The 19,872-nt window shown below is 61.9% G+C and carries 19 protein-coding genes; 6 read left to right on the forward strand and 13 right to left on the reverse strand.

The features are described 5' to 3' along the window. Positions 1 to 18: 18 nt before the first annotated feature. The 8 genes from AC5SSZ_RS02010 to metG form a co-directional block, all read right to left on the reverse strand. Positions 19 to 1,041: an imelysin family protein gene (locus tag AC5SSZ_RS02010; RefSeq protein ID WP_495436568.1), complete on the reverse strand. Its 1,023-nt coding sequence runs from the start codon at positions 1,039 to 1,041 to the stop codon at positions 19 to 21. After that, positions 1,038 to 2,600, reverse strand: coding sequence for a di-heme oxidoreductase family protein (locus tag AC5SSZ_RS02015; RefSeq protein WP_495436570.1), 1,563 nt, complete (start codon positions 2,598 to 2,600; stop codon positions 1,038 to 1,040). Before AC5SSZ_RS02015 ends, AC5SSZ_RS02010 begins: the two co-directional genes overlap by 4 nt. Further along, entirely contained in the window at positions 2,557 to 3,045 is a 489-nt protein-coding gene (bfr, locus tag AC5SSZ_RS02020) for a bacterioferritin (protein WP_065271139.1), read from the reverse strand. The genes AC5SSZ_RS02015 and bfr overlap by 44 nt, the downstream gene beginning before the upstream one ends. Continuing rightward, positions 2,993 to 3,286: a (2Fe-2S)-binding protein gene (locus AC5SSZ_RS02025; RefSeq protein ID WP_495436573.1), complete on the reverse strand. Its 294-nt coding sequence runs from the start codon at positions 3,284 to 3,286 to the stop codon at positions 2,993 to 2,995. Before AC5SSZ_RS02025 ends, bfr begins: the two co-directional genes overlap by 53 nt. Positions 3,287 to 3,511: 225 nt before the next feature. Next, positions 3,512 to 4,522 (reverse strand): porin, encoded by a 1,011-nt coding sequence (locus tag AC5SSZ_RS02030; protein WP_495436575.1) that lies wholly within the window; start codon positions 4,520 to 4,522, stop codon positions 3,512 to 3,514. Between the two features lie 78 nt (positions 4,523 to 4,600). After that, positions 4,601 to 5,881 carry an imelysin family protein gene (locus tag AC5SSZ_RS02035; RefSeq protein ID WP_274829568.1) on the reverse strand — a complete coding sequence of 427 codons (1,281 nt, stop codon included), beginning with the start codon at positions 5,879 to 5,881 and terminating at the stop codon, positions 4,601 to 4,603. Between the two features lie 76 nt (positions 5,882 to 5,957). After that, the gene (hemP, locus tag AC5SSZ_RS02040) at positions 5,958 to 6,128 is read right to left on the reverse strand and encodes a hemin uptake protein HemP (protein ID WP_065271136.1); all 171 of its coding nucleotides are present in this window, start codon (positions 6,126 to 6,128) and stop codon (positions 5,958 to 5,960) included. 521 nt (positions 6,129 to 6,649) lie between these two features. Further along, complete coding sequence (gene metG / locus AC5SSZ_RS02045; protein ID WP_495436578.1) at positions 6,650 to 8,368, reverse strand: methionine--tRNA ligase; 1,719 nt, start codon at positions 8,366 to 8,368, stop codon at positions 6,650 to 6,652. A 255-nt stretch (positions 8,369 to 8,623) separates the two neighbouring features. On the opposite strand from metG, the gene AC5SSZ_RS02050 reads away from it, so the two are divergent. Beyond that, entirely contained in the window at positions 8,624 to 9,382 is a 759-nt protein-coding gene (locus AC5SSZ_RS02050; RefSeq protein ID WP_495436580.1) for an OB-fold-containig protein, read from the forward strand. Positions 9,383 to 9,428: 46 nt separating this feature from the next. Further along, on the forward strand, positions 9,429 to 11,144 hold the full coding sequence (locus tag AC5SSZ_RS02055) for a flotillin family protein (protein WP_495436582.1): 1,716 nt from the start codon (positions 9,429 to 9,431) through the stop codon (positions 11,142 to 11,144). A gap of 61 nt (positions 11,145 to 11,205) precedes the next feature. On the opposite strand, the gene AC5SSZ_RS02060 is transcribed toward AC5SSZ_RS02055, so the two are convergent. From AC5SSZ_RS02060 to AC5SSZ_RS02075, 4 genes are all read right to left on the reverse strand, one after another. Further along, entirely contained in the window at positions 11,206 to 12,429 is a 1,224-nt protein-coding gene (locus AC5SSZ_RS02060; protein WP_065273556.1) for an MFS transporter, read from the reverse strand. Positions 12,430 to 12,493: 64 nt separating this feature from the next. Further along, positions 12,494 to 13,234, reverse strand: a complete 741-nt coding sequence (locus AC5SSZ_RS02065) for an ImuA family protein (protein ID WP_495436585.1) — start codon at positions 13,232 to 13,234, stop codon at positions 12,494 to 12,496. Between the two features lie 166 nt (positions 13,235 to 13,400). Next, the gene (locus tag AC5SSZ_RS02070) at positions 13,401 to 13,802 is read right to left on the reverse strand and encodes a rhodanese-like domain-containing protein (protein ID WP_495436587.1); all 402 of its coding nucleotides are present in this window, start codon (positions 13,800 to 13,802) and stop codon (positions 13,401 to 13,403) included. 183 nt (positions 13,803 to 13,985) lie between these two features. After that, positions 13,986 to 14,387: a rhodanese-like domain-containing protein gene (locus AC5SSZ_RS02075; protein WP_065271130.1), complete on the reverse strand. Its 402-nt coding sequence runs from the start codon at positions 14,385 to 14,387 to the stop codon at positions 13,986 to 13,988. Positions 14,388 to 14,590: 203 nt separating this feature from the next. Here AC5SSZ_RS02075 and AC5SSZ_RS02080 point away from each other — a divergent pair, with 203 nt between their 5' ends. Further along, the gene (locus AC5SSZ_RS02080; protein WP_495436590.1) at positions 14,591 to 15,634 is read left to right on the forward strand and encodes an aldo/keto reductase; all 1,044 of its coding nucleotides are present in this window, start codon (positions 14,591 to 14,593) and stop codon (positions 15,632 to 15,634) included. Positions 15,635 to 15,844: 210 nt separating this feature from the next. Here the strand turns inward: AC5SSZ_RS02080 and AC5SSZ_RS02085 are convergent, their stop codons facing one another. Then, entirely contained in the window at positions 15,845 to 16,879 is a 1,035-nt protein-coding gene (locus tag AC5SSZ_RS02085) for a GlxA family transcriptional regulator (RefSeq protein ID WP_065271128.1), read from the reverse strand. A gap of 135 nt (positions 16,880 to 17,014) precedes the next feature. Between AC5SSZ_RS02085 and bcoG the strand changes: the two genes are divergently transcribed. From bcoG to AC5SSZ_RS02100, 3 genes are all read left to right on the forward strand, one after another. Then, on the forward strand, positions 17,015 to 17,932 hold the full coding sequence (gene bcoG, locus AC5SSZ_RS02090) for a 3-dehydrocarnitine:acetyl-CoA trimethylamine transferase BcoG (RefSeq protein WP_065271127.1): 918 nt from the start codon (positions 17,015 to 17,017) through the stop codon (positions 17,930 to 17,932). Continuing rightward, on the forward strand, positions 17,929 to 18,303 hold the full coding sequence (locus tag AC5SSZ_RS02095) for a hypothetical protein (protein ID WP_495436593.1): 375 nt from the start codon (positions 17,929 to 17,931) through the stop codon (positions 18,301 to 18,303). Before bcoG ends, AC5SSZ_RS02095 begins: the two co-directional genes overlap by 4 nt. An 89-nt stretch (positions 18,304 to 18,392) precedes the next feature. Further along, the gene (locus AC5SSZ_RS02100; protein WP_495436595.1) at positions 18,393 to 19,865 is read left to right on the forward strand and encodes a carnitine 3-dehydrogenase; all 1,473 of its coding nucleotides are present in this window, start codon (positions 18,393 to 18,395) and stop codon (positions 19,863 to 19,865) included. Positions 19,866 to 19,872: the final 7 nt, after the last annotated feature.

The raw sequence follows: 19,872 nt of genomic DNA on the forward strand, positions 1-19,872 counted from the left end.
GTCTTTGGGTCCTTTCTGTTAATCGCCATCCAGGGCGTTGAAACCGGCCTCGACGCCAAGCGCGGGACCAAGATCCTCACCGATGGTTTCGCGCAGTTTCCGGATGTCCTGCTGCACTGCCTCGATCCGCAGCCGCGTGCCCGGCTCTGCAACGCCTGCAAAGGTCGGATCGTCGAGGCGGCTGGCGTGCTCGACCGCAATGTCAAAGGCTGCATCCAGTTCCGCAGCAAGGTCGGCATCTCCGTCGCTGAGGATACGGGCCAGCGGTGCCAGCGCTTCCAGCGCCAGGATCACGTGGTGCTGGGAGCGCCCCGAACGATAGGCTTCGGCGCGTTTCGGGCGCGGCCTGTCGTAGGTGCCCAGCGGCCGTCCCAGCCGCATATCGATCAGGATCTGCAGGCCGGTATCCAGCGCCTTGAACAGTTCCTGTTTGACCTCGGCCTCTGAGCGGTAACGATCACCCGGGTGGCGGATCTGGTCGGCATAGCTGTCGCGCCAGTCCATCCAGATCACATCGGCTGTGGTGGCGATATCTTCTGCAATGGCGCGGGTCAGCTGGCAGCGGTAGTCGGCGCTGCCCAGCTGCTGCATGTCCTCGTCGTAAAGGAGGAATTCCAGCGCATAGAAGCCGCGCGCTGCAATCGATACGCTGGTATAGGCCGCCGCATCCTTGGCAATCGGATCCTCGGCAGTGATCAGCGCCCGCAGCGCCTTTGGCGTTTTGCCCCGGCTGTCCGGCCAAAAGGCGAGCGCAAAGGCGCGGTTATCCCTTTCGGTCGGCCCGAACCGCAGGTGGCTGACCGCGACCCAGGCATCAAAGGCTTCGCCGTAGGCCTGCTGCAACTGGACCGATCCGGGGTCGCAGACCTCAGCGGCTGTCGCGCTCAGTTGCTGGGCCTCCTGCGCCAGTGTTTCGAAGCCCGGCAGAATGTGCTGCTCCAGGGCCTCATCAATCACCTCCGCGCGTGCAGAAAATGGCGTTAGGGTAAGGGTGACGGCAAGGACAGGGGCCAGCAGGCGGGGCAGGATGGGGCGTGTCATAGGCGCTCCAGAAAACGGATAAGATCGGCGCGGTCCTCGGGGGGCAGGGAGACCACGTGGTCGCGGGCATCTTGCGCTTCGCCGCCATGCCACAGGATCGCCTCTAGCAGGCTGCGGGCGCGGCCATCGTGCAGGTAGGTGGCGCGCGGCGACACCTGTTGCGTCAGGCCAATCCCCCACAGCGGCGCGGTGCGCCATTCCCGACCAGTGGCGCGGGCTTCGGGGCGGTGATCGGCAAGGCCCTCTCCCATGTCGTGCAGCAGCAGGTCGCTATAAGGCCAGATCAGCTGAAAACTGTGCTCGGGGCGGTCTTTCAGGCGATGGGTCACGAATTTGGGCCGATGGCAGGCGGCGCAGCCGCTGTCGTAGAACAGTTCCTTGCCGCGCAGCACCTGCGCATCGTCCAGATCGCGGCGGGCGGGTACGGCCAGGTTGCGGGCGTAGAAGGTGACCAGATCCATGTTCGGTTGATCAATCTCGGTGCCGCGGGCGTCATCATTTCCGTGCGGGGCTGCGCGGCATTTTGTTTGGCTCGTGGTGCATTCCCCCCAAGGGGCGGGAAACAGCGGCGTGGAAATGCCGATATCGCCGGAAAAGGCAGCGGCGGATTGTTCGTGCACCGTCGGCATGCCCGCCTTGAGGCCAAAGCGGCCCAGCATGATCTGCTGAAACTCTTCGGACCAGACCAGATTGGCCCGACCGGAAATGCCATCTCCGTCGGCGTCGTCCGGATCGGCAGCGGCAAGGATATCGGCGGTGGGGATCGCCTCAAGCAGGCCAAGGCCAATCATCGGCGGCGCCACGCGGGGGGACAGCATGGCGTTGGTGTGCAGCGGGCCGTAGCCCAGATCCTCGGCGCTGTAGATCGGTCTGCGCAGCGAGGCGGTTTCGCCACCGTTCAGATCGACGGTCTCTTCTTCATATCGGATGCCAAGCCGGTATTCCGGGGAAATGCCTGGGGCCGAGAAATCCTGAAGCTGCTGCCCATAGGTGGGGTCGGGGGCCGTGCCGATATAATCCTTGATCGCCTGAACCTGCTCGGGTACCGGGCCGGGAATGGAGACGCGCAGAAACATCGCGGTAGAACGGTAATCCGGCCCCGCAGGCACATGGCCGCGCCCATCCTTCAGATGGCAGCGCTGGCAGGAGCGGGCGTTGTAAAGAGGGCCAAGCCCGTCAGAGGCGCGGGTGGAGGAGGGCGAGAACACCCAGATCTTCTTGAACAGCCCGTTGCCCAGCTTGAATTCCAGCTCCTGCTCGAAAGACAGGTTGGCGGAGTGTTGGGAAAAGGCCTCATCGTCGCTGCGGGCGCGTGTTGTCGTCGCGCCAGCAGGATGGGTTTCATAGGCTTCGGGAGCCGAAAAATCCGTGGCAGGGGCCGTCACGGCGCGGATGCGCTGGCTGTCCTCGGTGGTGCGGGGGATCACATCCAGATGCGGATCGCCAAGGGGCAGGCTGGTCAGATCCAGCGCCTGTCCGGCGTTGGCTGCGACAAGCGCCGCAGCCAATAGGAGGTTACTCTTCAGCCTCTTCCATCTTGGTGGCGTTGAGTTGTGCATAGTTTTCGGCACCGATCCGCTCGTGCAGGTCCAGCTGTGTCTCAAGAAAGTCGATATGGCCCTCTTCATCGGCCATCAAGGCTTCGAACAGCTTCATGGTTACGTAATCGCCTGCGGTGTCGCAGGCTTCGCGGGCTTCCTTGTAGAGCGCGCGGGCGCTGATTTCGGCCGCAAGATCGCATTCCAGCGTTTCCTTGGGGTTCTGGCCAATGCGAAGGGGGTCCAGTTTTTGCAGGTTGGGATGGCCGCCAAGGAACAGGATCCGTTCGATCAACTTGTCCGCGTGCTGCATCTCTTCGATGCTTTCCTCGCGGCTTTTCTTGGCCATGCTGCCCAGCCCCCAGTCTTCCTGCATGCGGAAGTGAAGCCAGTACTGGCTGACAGCGGTCAGTTCATGGCGCAAGGCCTTGTTGAGGTAGTCGATGACGATTGGGTCGCCCTTCATGGCTGTTCTCCTGTCCGAGTGGCTTGCGTAGGTTCTGCAACTGCGCAGGTACACTTACCTTAGCATTGCCGCGCATCGTGTCCAGGAAGAGCGGCATGCATCCGCCACAACCAGCGGCTTTGCCGAGCGCATGGTAGATTTTGCCGGGGGTGATGATCGTCCGGGGGTCTGCGGCGCGCATCCAGTCGATGGCGGCGTGAATGTCGTGATCGGTGATCTGTGTGCAGTGGCAGACGATCATGGCCTGGCTCCCTTAGAGGTGGCAAAGGGGATCTCGATTCCTGACATCAGGTATCTGACAAAAATAGTCAGACGGCAAGGGGTAATGCTGACTATTTTTATCGGAGATTGTCCGTGGCACAGTGTGGCTAGCCCAATGGGGACAGCAGGGCGCATGAAAAAGGGCCGCAGAAACTGCGGCCCAGTCGGGTTCTGTTGCGAAAAGCAGTCAAAACCGAGGGATCGTTCAGCCGCCAAGCGGAATGATAAGGCTCACACCCAGCGTCGTGTCGGCAACGCCGGTGTCTTCGACCTGGGCCAGCGCTCCGGACAGGGTCATGCCGTTCTGGAATTCGTAATCCGTGCCAACCGAGATCAGATCGGTGTCGCCAGCGCTGTCCAGATCACGGTGGGCCAGGGTGCCGGACAGGGTCCATTGGCCAATGCCATAGGCCGCGTTCAGCGTGGCATAGGTGGCGTCATCCGCGCCGCCGCCAAAGTTGGAGAAGGAGGCAACCTCTGCGAAGACATCAAACCCGTCTGCAAAGGAATGGCCGATGCCGGCGACGAAGCCTTGTTCGTCATCCACATCGCCAGCGCTTGCGCTCAGATGGCGGGCGCCAATATGGAACCGGGTTGCGCCGACGCTATGCGCCCATTGGATTGCAAAGTTGTCCAGCTCGCCGGTGTTGCCTGCGCCGCCCGCAGCGGCGGTATTACGGCCCCGGTCGAACCATGCCGAACGGCTAAGACCGGTGTCATCCGCATAGAAGACGCCAAAGGACAGGGTGCCCGCGCCATTGAGTTCTACATCAGCCAGGACACCGATCTGTTCGGCGAGTTCATAATCTTCGGCCAGGGTGCCGCCAAAGAAACCCGCTGCATCGTCCCATGCGGTGCCGAACACGGGGTGGAGTTTACCAATGGAGACGGTGGTTGCTTCGCCGATGCCAAAGCTGAGGCCGATCTCTTCGACGTAGAGGCCGATGTCGTCAAAGCTGCGGTCGGCAGTGGCGTCAGTCACGCTTTCGGCGGTGAGGGTCGAGAACAGCGAAACGCCATTGCCGAAGGTATAGGTGCCGGTGGCGGTGATGGTCGCGTAGGTGTCGCGGATTTCGTTCGCGGCCACGTCCGAAGAGATGATCTGCTCGTTGCCGATTTCGATTTCACCTTCCCAGGTGAATTCGGCCTGTGCCGCCGTTGCGGAAAACACGAAAGGGGCGCCGAAAGCCAGCGCCGCAGCCAGAGTCTTGTTCATAGTACTGTCCTGATATTTGGATGCCGGGCGGCGTATCTGGCTGCGGTTGTCGGCTGGGCCGCCCGGTGATTTTTTGAGTTATTGGAAGACGGCGCCCGGGTTGTCGAGCGAGTCGGAGCCTTCGAATTCGACGTCGGTCAGTTGCAACGTCGCAACCGCGCGTTCGATCGAACGGGTCTGGTCGATCAGACCGTTCACACCGCCCATCACCAGCGCTTCGCCTGCGGCATTGCCCTGTTCCAGCATCTGGTCATAGGAGAAACCGGCCTCGGCTGCGGTCTTGATCCGACCAAGCGCCTGCATGGTGTCGGCCAGCTTGCCGCGCAGTTCCGCGTCCAGATCGGCATCGGCCGAGGCAACAAGATCAGACAGTGAGGCGCCGGAGACGAGCTCACCGTTCACCCGCACGTATTCGCCCAGATAGACGTTCTGAATGCCAAGCCCATCGTAATAGTGGCTGTTGTGGGTGTTGTCGGAAAAGCAGTCGTGCTCTTCCTCGGGGTCGTTCAGCATCAGGCCAAGGCGCATCCGCTCACCGGCCTGTTCACCGTAGGAGAGCGATCCCATGCCGGTCAGCATTGCGACGATGCCTGCGCCTTCATCGGCCATCAATTCGGCGCGGGCGGCGCCACCCTCGGCCCATTGTGCGGCCATCCAGTCCAGATCGGAGACCAACAGTTCAGTTGCGGCCTGCAGGTAGGCGCCGCGCCGGTCACAGTTGCCGCCGGTGCAGGCCTCACCCTTGGCGTAATCGGTCCATGGGCGGTTGCCCGCGCCATGATCGGTGCCATTCAGATCCTGGCCCCAAAGCAGGAATTCGATGGCGTGATAGCCGGTTGCCACGTTGGCCTCGACGCCGTCTGCCTCGTGCAGGGTGTCTTCCAGCAGTGCCGGGGTGATGTCGCTGGTGTCGATGGTCTGGCCTGACAGCTCAAATGCGGGATTCGCGATCACGTTCAGCGCGGCCAGTGCATTCTCATCTGACGGGCCGCCATAGGAGGCATCCACGTAGTCGATCAACCCTTCATCTAGCGGCCAGGCGTTCACCTTGCCTTCCCAGTCGTCGACGATGGCATTGCCGAACCGGAAGGCTTCGGATTGCTGGTAAGGCACGCGTGCGGCCAGCCAGGCGGTGCGGGCGGCTTGTAGAGCTTCGGCCGAGGGCTCTGCCACCAGCGCATCAACCGCCGCCTTCAGGCGCTGGGCGGTGGTCAGGCTGTCCTGATAGGTCGCCTGGGCGATATTGGCATAGGTGGTCAGAACGGCGCCTTTTTCGGGGGCCGCTGGTGCGGCCATTGCGGCAGAGCCGCCCATGGCGAGGGCTGTGAGAGCGGTTCCGGTGAGAAACAGCGATTTCATCGGGGTTATCCTTGCTTGGTTGGATCGGAAGATGGAGGGGCGCAGGTTGTGCGTAGGCTGTGGCGAGCCTCTGAGGTTATTTTGTGAGGATCAGCTTCCCGGCGCGGGTGATGCGCAGGCTGTAGATCTGGCCGTTCAGCAGAATGCGTGCCTGAATTCCGCCGCGCGTCAGGTCTTCGGCGTGATATGTGGGGAATGCTTCAGTCGTGGCGGTGGTGGCCACGGGTTCAGATGTAATCTGGTTCATGATGAGTGCCCATTTCTGAAATCCGCCCTGTCAAATTCGGCCCGGTCCAGCAGCCATTCCAGGCAAAACCCCGAAAGGCTGCCGGAGCGCGCAAATACTTCGAGCCAGATCTGGGACAGGCTGTCCTGATCGTCAGGTTCGGATGCGGTGGGCGCGGGGCCAGGAGCGATGTTCGACATGATGACGCAATGTGGTTGTCTCGGTTCGTTCGGGCTGGCCTGACAGATCAGGTTGGCTGGATTGTGTTATACCTGATTTATTTACTCACCTTTGTCAATCCGACTTTTTTACTCGGAAATTTGTGCCGAGCGGCTCGCCTTAATGTGGATTGTTTCCAAAACTTAGGGAAAGGCGCAGTTTTCGTGCGGTCTGTTGCCGTCACGTGTCTGCCGCCCGGCTGCAACCTGGCGCCACGAGGTCTGATGTTTGCTGAACTAGGCCGAGTCGCTCAGGTGGCAGCAGACACAATAAAAAAGGCCGCCAATTTGGCGGCCTTTGAAATTTGATAAATTGGGCGTTGCTTAGTCGCGGGTGCCCGAGAACCGTTCCTGCCAGTCTTCGCGCTGCTCGTCTGCGATCTTCGCGAACAGAACCTCCGGCACGGTGAAGCCATGCCCGGCGGGCAGGGCGGAAAGGGCCGCAGCAACATCGGTAGGCCAGCCCATGTCCGAGCTATTCAATGCTTCCATCAGCTTGGCGCTGGCCTGCGGGATGAAGGGTGCGCTGAGCACGGCATAGAAGCGGATCAGGTTGAGGCCGAGACGCACCTGCGCAGCGGCGCGCTCGGGGTCTTCCTTGAACACCGACCAGGGCGCAGCCGATTGCAGGTATTCGTTGCCCGCAACCCAGATCGCGCGCAGCTCCTGCGCCGATTTGCGCACCTCCATCGCGCCCATCTGCTGCTCATAGGCGCGCAGGCGGGTGGTCAGCTCTTCGATCAGCGCCGTTTCCTGTTCACCGTATTCGCCGCCCGCCGGAACCTCTTCGCCGAACTTGGAACGGCAGAATTTGGTGATACGGGAGACGAAGTTGCCGAGGACATCCGCCAGGTCCTTGTTCACCGATTGCTGGAAGTTCTCCCAGGTGAATTCGGAATCGCTGCTTTCCGGTGCGTGGCTCAGCAGCCACCAGCGCCAGTAGTCGGCGGGCAGGATTTCCAGCGCCTGATCCATGAAGACGCCGCGCCCCTGGCTGGTAGAGAACTGACCGCCGTCATAGTTCAGGTAGTTGAAGGACTTGAGGTGATCGACCAGCTTCCACGGCTCACCCGACCCCAGAATGGTCGCCGGGAAAGACAGGGTGTGGAAGGGCACGTTATCCTTGCCCATGAACTGGACGTATTTCACATCCTCGGCGCCCTTGTCGGTGCGCCACCAGCGTTCCCAGTCGGCGTCCGTCTTGCCATGGGCATCGGCCCATTCCTTGGCGCAGGCGATGTATTCGATGGGCGCATCGAACCAGACGTAGAAGACCTTGCCTTCCATGCCGGGCCAGTCTTCTTCGCCCTTCTTGACCGGAATACCCCAGTCGAGATCACGGGTAATGCCGCGGTCCTGCAAGCCGTCGCCATCGTGCAGCCATTTCTTTGCGATGGAGGTCGTCAGGACGGGCCAGTCGGTCTTGCTGTCGATCCAGGCGTCCAGTTGGTCCTTCATGGCGGACTGGCACAGGTACAAGTGCTTGGTCTCGCGCACTTCCAGATCGGTGGAGCCGGAGATGGCCGAGCGCGGATTGATCAGATCGGTGGGATCGAGCTGCTTGGTGCATTCCTCGCACTGATCGCCGCGCGCCTTCTCGAACCCGCAGTTGGGGCAGGTGCCCTCGATATAGCGGTCGGGCAGGAAACGGCCATCGGCGTTGGAATAGACCTGTTTCTCCACCACTTCACGGATCAGCCCGGCCTCGGCCAGCTTGCCCGCGAAATGCTGGGTCAGCGCGTGGTTCTGTGGGCTGGAAGAGCGCCCGAAGTGATCGAAGCTGAGGCAGAACCCCTTGGCGATTTCGGCCTGCACATCGTGCATCTCGGCGCAGTATTCCGCGACCGGCTTGCCTGCCTTGGCGGCGGCCAGCTCAGCCGGGGTGCCATGCTCGTCGGTGGCGCAGAGGAACATTACCTCGTTGCCGCGGCCACGCTGATAACGCGCGTAAAGGTCGGCAGGCAGCTGGCTGCCCACGAGGTTGCCCAGATGTTTGATCCCATTGATGTAAGGGATCGCCGAGGTAATCAGAATGCGTTCCATACCATCCATCCACATGTCGCTTTGCCTGACCCTCTATCGCATGGCGGGGGCGGCGGAAACCCCGCCTGTGCCATTCGCGCGAAATCCAACAGAAGTCGAAACATGTTCAAGGTTTTTCTTGAGTATCAAACGGTCCCCGGCCATCGTACCCTCAGGTTGTACAGGGTGCGGGATTGAAACGGTCAATAACCCTTCCCATATTCATTGTATACTACTGCATACTTTATGATCCTGAGTTGTGAGGTCGGTTTCTACATGCTGCAATTTCTGCTCGACGGAGCTTTTGCCCCGTTCACATTGGCGCTTGGGCTGCTGACCGGCTTGATGGTGCTGGAATTGGTGGCCTTGCTCTTGGGCGGGAGCCTGATCGGCGCTGACAACGATGCAGATCAGGATATCGATGCGGGCGATGTCGGCGACTTCGATCTTGATCTGGATGGTTCGGAACTGGGCGGGGTTGAGGGCATTGATGCTGCGGATCTGGACCTGCCAGATGCAGAACTGGATCTGGAACTGGCACCTGATGCACCTGCAGATGCAGGTGTTTCGACCCCGACAGGCCTGGCATCCTGGCTGGGGCTGGGCCGCATGCCGACGGTGATCTGGCTTGGGGCTATTTTGCTCGGCTTTGGCCTTTCGGGTATGGGCTTGCAGGTGGCGCTGTCCTCGCTCTTTGGGCTGCTTGCCCCGGCTTGGGGCGCAGCCATTCCAGCAGGCGCCTTTGCCTTTTGGTTCGCGCGGGTTTTTGGGGCTGCGTTTGCCCGCGTCTTGCCGCAGACCGAAACCGAGGCACTGTCCGAGCGCAATCTGGGCCGCCGCCGCGGTATTGTCACCCAAGGTACCGCCGCCAGGGGGCGCCCGGCTGAGGTGCGAGTCATGGATGGCTATGGCAATGCCCACTACTTGCGCGCCGAACCTCTGAAAGATGGCGATACCATCGCTCAGGGCACCGAGGTTCTGGTGATCCGGGATCGGCGCAGGGGGAGTTACGTGCTTGTTGCCGTCTCCGAATAAGCTTGACGATAAAATTCTAACTTTTGTCCCACAGGGAGGTTTCTCAATGGAGTTTGAGTTTCTGTTGATTGTTGTTGTTACCGTAATTATTTTTCTTGCCCTGTTCGGGCTTGTTATTGGTCGCCTCTACCGGCGCTCTACCCGCGAGATCAGTCTTGTGAAAACAGGGGCTGGCGGCAAAAAGGTGATCATGGATGGTGGCACGATCGTTGTGCCCCTGTTGCATGAGGTCAGCCCGGTCAACATGAAGACCCTGCGCCTTGAGGTGAAGCGCGATGGCGAGGCGGCATTGATCACCCAGGACCGGATGCGCGTCGATGTGGGGGTGGAATTCTACGTCTCGGTCATGGCCACAACAGAAGGGATCGCCCGTGCGGCTCAGACCCTTGGCAGCCGGACCTTCGATGTGGAGCAGCTGCGAGAAATGATCGAGGGTAAGCTGATCGATGGTTTGCGCGCCGTGGCGGCGCAGATGACCATGGATGGCCTGCATGAGAACCGCGCTGACTTCGTTCAGGAGGTGCAGAACGCGGTTTCCGAGGATCTGCTCAAGAACGGTCTGTCGCTGGAATCCGTTTCCTTGACTGCGCTCGACCAAACCCCGTTCGAGGCGCTCGATGAAAACAATGCTTTTAACGCGGTGGGTATGCGCAGGCTGGCCGAGGTGATTGCGACCTCGAAGAAAGAACGCGCCCAGATTGATGCAGAGGCGGATGTCGCCGTGCGCCGCGCCGCGATGGAGGCTGAGCGTCATAAGCTGTTGATCGAACAGGACGAAGAACAGGCCCGGATCGAGCAAAAGCAGAAGGTGGAAACCCTGCGTGTGGCGCAAGAGGCCGAGATTGCCGCCCGGACTGAGGACAGCGTGCGCGAAACCGAACGCGCCCGGATCGCGCGGGAAGAGGCCATTCGCGCCGCCGACATTGAGCGCGAGCGTAAGATCCGTGAGGCCGAAATCTCCAAGGAGCGGGAGTTGGAGGTCGCTGAACAGGAGCGCCAGATCATCATCGCGCAGAAATCCGAAGAGGAAAGCCGCGCCCGTGCCTCGGCGGATCTGGCCCGCGCCGAGGCGACCAAGGCGACCGAAGCGGTGGCAACCGCCCGCCAGGTGGCAGAGGCTGAGCGTCAGAAGCAGATCGTTCTGATCGAAGCTACGCGCGAGGCGGAACGTCAGGCCACCGGCATTCGTCTGGCCGCTCAGGCGGAGAAGGAAGCCGCCGCCGACCGCGCCGAAGCGCGCCGTGAAGAGGCGCAGGCCGAAGCCGATGCACTCAACATCCGCGCCGAGGCCAAGAAGAACGACATGCTGGCCGAGGCCGAAGGTAAGCGCGCCATCGTTGAGGCAGACAATGTCCTGTCTGAGGCGCAGATCCGCTTCAAGGTCGATCTCGCCCGGATCGAAGCGATGCCTGCCATCGTGGCGGAAATGGTCAAACCTGCCGAAAAGATCGACTCGATCAAGATCCATCAGGTCGGAGGCATGGGCGTTGGCGCAGGCGGTGCAGGCTCCGTGGCCGCACAGGCGGGTGGCGGCGACAAGCCCGTCGTCAATCAGGCGCTCGATTCCATTATGGGCATGGCGGTTCAGATGCCCGCCCTGAAGAAGCTGGGCGAAGAACTGGGCCTGTCCATGGAGGATGGGGTGGCCGGGATCACCAGCGGCGCTTTGGGGGTGTCATCTGGACCTGCCAAAGAGACGGTGGAGGCCGAGGCATCGGCGGCAGAAGAAGCGGCTGATGAGGTGGAGACGCCGCTGGCCTAGATCGCCTGGTTGCACACATTGTATGAAAGGGCCGGATTTCTCCGGCCCTTTTTCGTGGGATCTAGCGTTTCTCGCGCGAGCCTTTCATCAACCGTCCGATGGTAAAGGAGGTGCGCGGGGCGTAGACGTAGTTGGTGCGTTCGTCCGGGGTCGGGCGCGAGCGCATGCGCGACAGGCCGAACAGGATCAGCCCGAAATGGCCAACCGCGATAAAGGCAAACAGCGCCTTGGGGCCGTAGCCGCTGATCAGTGCGGAGGATACATAAGGCGCAGCGATGGCGCCGAGCGCGTAAAAGAACATCAGTGCGGCAGAGAGTTCGACCCGCTCGTCTGATGTGGCAAAGTCGTTGGCATGTGCCGATGAGACCGAGAAGACCGGGAAGGCGGTGAAGCCAAACAGCCCTGCCATCATCATGGTGGCCTCGGTGCTTTGACCCGATATGAGGATCGTCAGGCCGCAAGACATAATGGCGGCTGCTGACAGCCAGATCAGCACCCAGCGGCGGTCATATTTGTCCGCAAGCCAGCCCACCGGGTATTGCGCGAGCGCGCCGCCCAGCACGAATGCTGCAAGGAAAAAGGCGACCTGGTTCAGCTCCAACCCAACTTCGGTGCCGTAGATCGGCCCCACCATCCGGAACGAGGCGGCGCCGATCGCGGCGACGATGACGCCGACAACGGCCAGTGGCGAACAGCGCCAGGCCAGCCCGGGCCGCAGGCGCGGCGCTGCTGGGGTTGCGGGTTGGCTGTTGCGGGTCAGGGTCAGCGGCAAGAGCGCGGCGCAGCAGAGCAGGGCCAGAAGGTTGTAGGAGACGTAAGAGGCTGGTGGCAGTACCGCGATCATCATCTGCGCTGCAAGTGAGGCGATCAGGTCGGCCAGCCGGTAGGTGCCCATGGCCCGGCCACGGCTTTCGTTGGTGACCTTGGCGTTCATCCAGGCTTCGATCACCGTGTAACAACCAGCCACCGACAGCCCGGATGCGATGCGCATCGCGGCCCAGGCCAGCGGCGCTTCGGTGAGGGTGTGTCCGATCAGGCCCATCGCCCCGAGGGCGGTGCAGACGGCAAATGCGCGGGAATGGCCCACCGTGCCCATCAGCCGTGGGGCCCACCAGCAACCGATGAAAAAGCCCAGAAAATGCGCAGACCCCAGTAGACCGATTTCTTGCTTGTCAAAGCCGAGCGTCAGGCCCGAGATCGCATCCAGCGGTCCGACGCCGCCAGCAGAGAGCTGCAACAGAATGACAGAAAGGAACAGGGCGGCAAAGGAAAGGATCAGGCGCATGGTGTTGCCGACTGTGCCAATGCGCGTGGGGATTGCTAGCCCTTTTCGTCAGATCATGTCGTATTCAGCTAACTTTTTTGATTTGCTTCCCGGCTTCTTCCATTGGGGGCGTGCCTCGGCTCTGGCCTTGGTCTTGTCCGGGGGAGGGAGTGGACGTGTCTGGGGCAACAGTTTCAGTCAAAGGGCCGCCCGGAGCCCGTTGTGTCAGCTGCCAGCTGCGCGGGGGCAGGGCGCGGGCGCGCAGCCGGTCCAACTGCCAGATACGATTGCGGTACTGATGCGCGGGGCGCATGGTCCAGCGGCTTTCGATGCCCTGGGCGCCGCCCGCGCCGGGCGTCAGCAATAGGGCCAGCGGCGCGTTTCCGTCCATCGCCAGAGGCCCGCCCGCCGCAGCTGCCATATGCAGGCGCCGGACCGGGGTAATGGCCGGGGGGGCGGGCAGGTCCGCGATGACAAGCGGGGTGGCGCCGCTACGCAGGGCTTCCTCCATGGTCCAGAGAACATCTTCGGATCGGGGGGCTGTCACCCAGAGAAACCGGGACGGATCCGCAAAATCCACCATGCCGTCGGGGTTCAGTTCTGCGGCGTCCCGGGGCGGAGAGATCCACAGCACTGGCCCGGCCATCGCCCCGGCCAGCCAAAGCGCGAAACTGTACCGGGCGCTACCACAGGCTTCATGCGCTCGACCGCGCTGCAGGGCGATATCCCCGAGCAGGGTGACGCTGGCCTTTCGCTGTCTTTGGCCAGGGGTGGAAGCAGAGGCTAGTCCGGTAGGCAGCTGTGGAGGGATGGGATGAATCGACATGGTTGTCAGATTACAGTGTTCTCTTTTTGTTCTCAATATTGTTTGGCGGGAGTGCAGCAGAAAGGGCAAGGCATGAAGGAGGGGGAATGGGGCAAAAGGAAAGCGACACGGGAGGGCCGTGTCGCTTTCCTTTTGCCGCTCAGGGCGGGTGATATCCGGCGGTGGGTCAGCTCTCGCGGGGGACGACGGCGCCGCCCTCTTCGGCCCATTTGGTAAATCCGCCTTCCAGATGCATGACCGGGGACAGGCCCATCTCCATCGCCGCGCGTGCGCTCAACGCCGAACGCCAGGCACTGGCGCAGTAAAACACATAGGTTTTGTCCTGGTTGAAGATGGGCTTGTGATAGGGGCTGTCCGGGTCGATCCAGAATTCAAGCATGCCGCGCGGGCAGGAAAACGCGCCGGGGATCATGCCCGAGCGCTGCAGCTCGCGAATATCGCGCAGATCGACAAAGATGTAAGACTCGTCCTGGGCTTTCTCTTTGGCGTCCTCCAGGGACATGGTGTCAACCATGGCGTTGGCTTCGGCAAGCAAGGCCTTGATGCCTTTGGTGATGTTCTGTGGCATGGAGACTCTCCCTGATTAGATCCGCCGCAGGCTGTTCTATTTTCACACCCTCGGCAAGACCCTCGGATGCGACAGGCAGCAGGAAAGCGCAGGGAGACATGACGACGCCCCGGCATTCGGAGGTGCCGGGGCGTCCAGAGAAGGGCGCAGGCCCTCTCTTTACTCAGTGCGGGTAGGCCAGCGTTACCATTTAACCGGACACAAGGCGCCGCCGCTTTCCATCCAAGCGTCCAGGCCGCCCTCCAGATGCCGGACCTCGGGAAGGCCCATTTCCAACGCAGCCTTGGCAGCCAAAGCCGATCGCCAGCCATTGTCGCAGTAAAAGACAAACAGCTTTTCTTCGTCAAAGACCTCCTTGTGGTAGGGGCTTTCCTTGTCGATCCAGAATTCCAGCATGCCACGCGGGCAGGAAAACGCGCCGGGGATCACGCCGGTGCGGTAAAGTTCGCGAATGTCGCGCAGATCCACGAATTGGGAGCGTGCCTGGCTTAGGAGCGCCTGGGCTTCATCGAGCGTCACGTGTTTCACCACGCTGTCCGCTTCGGCGATGAGTTCCTTGTAACTTTTCTTCAGTGGAAATGTCATGGGGTGCTCCTTCAATTCGGGTTATGTTTCAGGGTCTTGTTCCGGGTCCTTACGTGATTTTCGTTCGGGTCGGGCGGTACCTGTTCGCGTTAAGAGTGTGCCTTTTTTGGAGGCAGCAGGTAAAGCGACCAACGGCATAGGGTTGCACTCCTTTGGGTCAGGAGTAGTGTCTTTTGAAACGTTTGAGACAGGGATCGCGCGATATGAAAATGAACCCTCTGGGCCGCACCGGAATGACGGTATCCGAGCTGTGCCTTGGCACCATGACCTTTGGCACCCAGACCAGCGAGGCCGACGCACATACTCAGATCGACATGGCGCTGGCGGCGGGCGTGAACTTTGTCGACACCGCCGAAATGTACCCGGTGAACCCGGTCAGCAAGGAAACCGTCGGCCACAGTGAAGCGATTATCGGCAACTGGAATGAAAAGACCGGACGCCGCAGTGATTACATCCTGGCCACCAAACACTCGGGTGAGGGGCTTGCTGTGGTGCGCGACGGAGAGGCGATCTCGTCAAAGACCATCGCGCCGACCATCGAAGGCTCGCTGAAGCGGCTGAAGACCGATTACATTGATCTCTACCAATTTCACTGGCCCAACCGGGGCAGCTATATGTTCCGCAAGAACTGGAGCTATGATCCCTCGGGCCAGAACCGGGAGGAAACCCTCGCCAATATGCTGGATTGCCTGGAGGCGCTGCAGGCGCAGGTGGACAAGGGCAATATTCGCGCCTTTGGTCTTTCCAACGAAAGCGCCTGGGGCACAGCCCAATGGCTGCGCTTGTCCGAGGAAAAGGGCTATCCGCGCGTGGCTTCGATCCAGAACGAATATTCGCTCCTGTGCAGGATGTATGATACGGATCTGGCCGAACTCAGCGTCAACGAAGACGTGGGGCTGATGGCGTTTTCGCCGCTGGGAACCGGACTTCTGACCGGGAAATACCAGGGCGGTGCGGTGCCAGAAGGATCACGCAAGACGCTGAACCCAGAGCTGGGCGGGCGCCACTCGCCGCGGGTCTACGCCGCCGTTGATGCCTATCTGGAGATCGCAAAGCACCACGGGCTGGATCCGGTGCATATGGCGCTGGCCTGGTGCCGCACGCGGCCCTTCATGGCCTCGGCCATCTTCGGGGCGACCACCGTTGCGCAGTTGGAGCATGCCCTGCAATCAGTCGATGTAACGCTGGATGCGCAGGTGTTGGAGGAGATCGACGCGGCCCACCGCGCCCACCCGATGCCTTACTGATCGTTCACTACACGAAACAGAGCGCTCCCGCGCCCGCAGGTGCATCGGCTGATGCCGATACCCCTTGGCGGCCTTGGGCCAGGTTCGGCGCTTCCGCGCCGAGCCTGACCCAAGGGGAACGGTACATGTTTCATGTGCCGATGACGCGCGGGAGCGCCCCGCGATCCTTCAGCCCGGTCGTGTGACTTGGTCGACCCGTTTGCCGCATCCTCAGTGGGTGGTGGGGCGGTGATCCTGCGCGGCGTGGTCCGCGGTGGAATAGGCCGTGGATTGCGTTTCGTTCCGCTCCTGGCGCAGATCCCGGGCCGAGCTGCCATGTGCCAGCCGGAAGGCGCGGGCAAAGCTCGATTGCGAGGTGAAGCCCGTGGCCATGGCCACATCCATTAGCGGCAGATCGGTATCGGTCACCAGCCGCCGCGCCTCGGCCAGCCGCAGTTGCAGGTAATGGTCCTGCGGTGTGGTATTAAGGCGCAGGCGGAATTGCTGCTGCAGGCTGCGCGGGCTGGTGCCGAGGCTTTCTGCAATGCGCGCAAGTGGCATCGGATCATCCAACGCTGCTTCCATCAATGCATTGGCCTTGGCCGTCAGCGCGTTGTGCTTGTGTCCGCCAAGGCGGCTTTGCGGGCGGGCCATGCTGGCAGCTCCGTCATAAAGGAACAGACCAGCGACGCGGGCGGCAAATCCGGCGCCATGACGGGCGCTGATGATATGCAGCATCATCTCGATCGCAGGGGTGGCGCCGCCCGAGGTCATCCGTCCGTCGGACACGGTAAAACGGTCGCTGCGGCAATCCACATCCGGGAAACGGGCCGAGAAATTCTCCAGATCCTCCCAATGGGTGGTCGCGGGGTGATCGTTCAGCAGGCCCGCTTCGGCCATCAGCCAGGGACCGCCGTCGATGCCTGCAATGGTGGCACCTGTGCCCGCAATGCGGCGCAGCCCGGCCAGCAGGCTGGGGGTGGCGTGGCGCGCCAGCTGGAATCCGGCCACCACAATCATCAGCTCGCATCCTTCGAGCCGGGACAGAGGCGTGGTCGGCACCGTCAGCCCACTCGTCAGCATCGGCGGCTCATCCGTTGCGCTGATATAGTCCCAGTCAAAGGCACAGCGACCGGCCAGCCGGTTGGCCGCGCGCATCGGGTCGACCGCTGCCGCAAAGGACAGCGTGTTGCATTCGTCCAGCACCAGAACCGCGCATTTCAGCGGGCGATGCTCGGGTTGCAGGATGTTTTTCGCGGATTTCATCAAGTCGGATTCGCTTTGCGTAAACTGTTCCCCGGAAGGCTGAGGCACAGTAGAGGTCAACGCAAACAGGAATCTGGGGAGGAGCCTGGGGATAACCCACGGCAAAACCCTGTACATTGAGGGGAAAACGAAAACATGCCTCTGACCATGAACCGCGACGTCTTTATCACCTGTGCCGTGACCGGCTCTGGCGGCAGCCAGGACCGCAGCCCGCATGTGCCGCGCTCGCCCAAACAGATCGCCGACAGCGCCATCGCAGCAGCCAAGGCCGGCGCGGCCGTGGTCCACTGCCACGTGCGCGATCCGGAGACCGGCACCCCGAGCCGCGATCTGGGTCTTTACCGCGAAGTCACCGACCGCATTCGCGACAGCGACACCGATGTGGTGCTGAACCTGACGGCCGGTATGGGCGGCGACATCACCTTTGGCGACGTGGAAAACCCGCTGCCGGTCAAGGACGCGGGCACCGATATGATCGGCGCCACCGAACGCATGGCGCATGTGGCCGAATGCCTGCCGGAAATCTGCACTCTCGATTGCGGCACAATGAACTTTGCGGAAGCCGACTACGTGATGACCAACACCCCCGGCATGCTGCGCGCCATGGGGCAGATGATGACCGATCTGGGCGTGAAGCCCGAGATCGAAGCCTTTGACACCGGCCACCTGTGGTTCGCCAAGGAACTGGTGAAAGAGGGCATTTTGGACAGCCCGGCGCTGGTGCAGCTGTGCATGGGGGTGCCCTGGGGCGCGCCCAACGACCTCAACACCTTCATGGCGATGGTGAATAACGTGCCGGACGACTGGGACTGGTCGGCGTTTTCGCTGGGGCGTGATCAGATGGCCTATGTCGCGGCCTCGGTTCTGGCGGGCGGCAATGTGCGCGTCGGGCTTGAGGATAACCTCTGGCTGGAGAAGGGCGTGTTGGCCGAGAACTGGCAGCTGGTTGAACGCGCAGGCACCATCATCGAAAACATGGGCGCCCGGGTGATCGGCCCCGAAGAGGTCCGCAAGCAGCTCGGCCTGACCAAACGGGCGCCGGTGGCGAAGTGATCCGCCGGGCTCTGACATCCATGGTCTTTTGCGGCGCGGCGCTGTCTGCTGCCGCAGAGGAGGCACCGCTTTGGGAGGGCTACTGGTCCCCCAATGCGGCCTGGTGCGCCCGGGCCGGGGATGTCGGAGAGCAAACGCCTGACTGGTACGGGCGTGTAGGATTGTTCGGTCTGGAGTGGAGCTGTGACATTGCGGCGGTCCGCGAGACCGGCGTGGGCAACAGCTGGGCTCTGAAACTGCAATGCCTTGATGCGGGATACGCGTACAGCGATGCGCAGATATTCCTGGTGACGCCGGATGATCGGCTGCAGATCATTGATGAAAACGGGTTTGCGGCCGATCTGGTGCGCTGCGCAGCTCCACAAGACTAAACTGATGGGATGGCGTGCACGGCGCGCCCTGTGAAAGCGTAGGCGTTGCCCGCGCAGAGGCACAGCCAAATGCAAATGGAAATGAGAACATGAAAACAGCAGCAATCATTGGCGGCGGCGTGATCGGCGGCGGCTGGGCCGCGCGGTTCCTTCTGAACGGCTGGAACGTACGGGTCTTTGATCCCGACCCCGAGGCGGAGCGCAAGATTACGGATGTGCTGGACAACGCCCGCCGGTCCTTGCCGGGGCTTGGCAATGTGGCCCTGCCTGCCGAAGGCGCGCTGTCTTTCCATCCGACCATTGCCGAGGCGGTTGCTGGCGCTTCCTGGGTGCAGGAAAGCGTGCCTGAGCGGCTGGACCTGAAGCAGAAGGTCTATGGCGAACTTCAGCAGCATGTGGCGCGGGGCGCGGTGATCGGCTCCTCCACCTCTGGCTACAAGCCGTCGCAATTGCAGGAGGGGTTTGACAATGCGGCGCAGATCGTGGTCGCGCATCCCTTTAACCCGGTCTACCTGATGCCGCTGGTCGAAGTGGTCACGACCGAGACCAATACGCCCGAGGTCATCGACAAGGCCAAGGCGATCATTACCGAAATCGGTATGTACCCGCTGCACCTGAAAAAGGAAATCGACGCCCATGTGGCGGACCGCTTCCTGGAGGCGGTCTGGCGCGAGGCGCTGTGGCTGGTCAAGGACGGCATCGCCACCACCGAAGAGATCGATAATGCGATCCGCTATGGCTTTGGGATCCGCTGGGCACAGATGGGTCTCTTTGAGACCTATCGCGTTGCGGGCGGCGAAGCGGGCATGAAGCACTTCCTGGCCCAATTCGGCCCTTGCCTCACCTGGCCCTGGACCAAGTTGATGGATGTGCCGGAATACAACGACGAGCTGGTCGACCTGATCGCCGGTCAGTCCGATGCGCAATCGGGCAAATACTCGATCCGTGAGTTGGAGCGGATCCGCGACGACAACCTTGTCGGCATGATGCGGGCGCTGGGCAATACCAACTGGGGCGCGGGTGCGCTTCAGAACGCCCATGATAAGGCGCGCGAAGGCGCCATGGGGTTGGCCAGCACCATGCAGGACGTCGCCGACCTGTCGCAGCCGGTTCTGACCCTGAACCGCACCGTTCCGTTGGATTGGACAGACTACAATGGTCACATGACCGAAAGCCGCTATCTGGACGCCTTTGCCCAGTCCACCGATCGAATGATGGCAATCATCGGCTGCGATGCCAACTATATCGCCTCGGGCGGCAGTTTCTTTACCGCCGAGACCCACATCCGCCACATCGACGAGGTGCATGCAGGCCATCCCATTCAGGTCAGGACGCGGGTGATCATGGCCGAAGGCAAAAAGATGCACCTGTGGCATGAAATGTACGAAGGTAAACGTCTGCTGGCGACCGGGGAACACATGCTGCTGCATGTGGATCTGAAAACCCGCCGCTCGGCGCCGCCCGAGCCGCATCTGGCAGCGAACCTGACAAAATTCGCCGAGGCGCATGCGGCGCTGCCGACCCCTGAGGGGCTGGGCCGCGCCATCGGCGCGCCGCGCTAGGGCGGCG

The sequence above is a fragment of the Phaeobacter sp. CC-HEC084 genome (assembly GCF_059429255.1).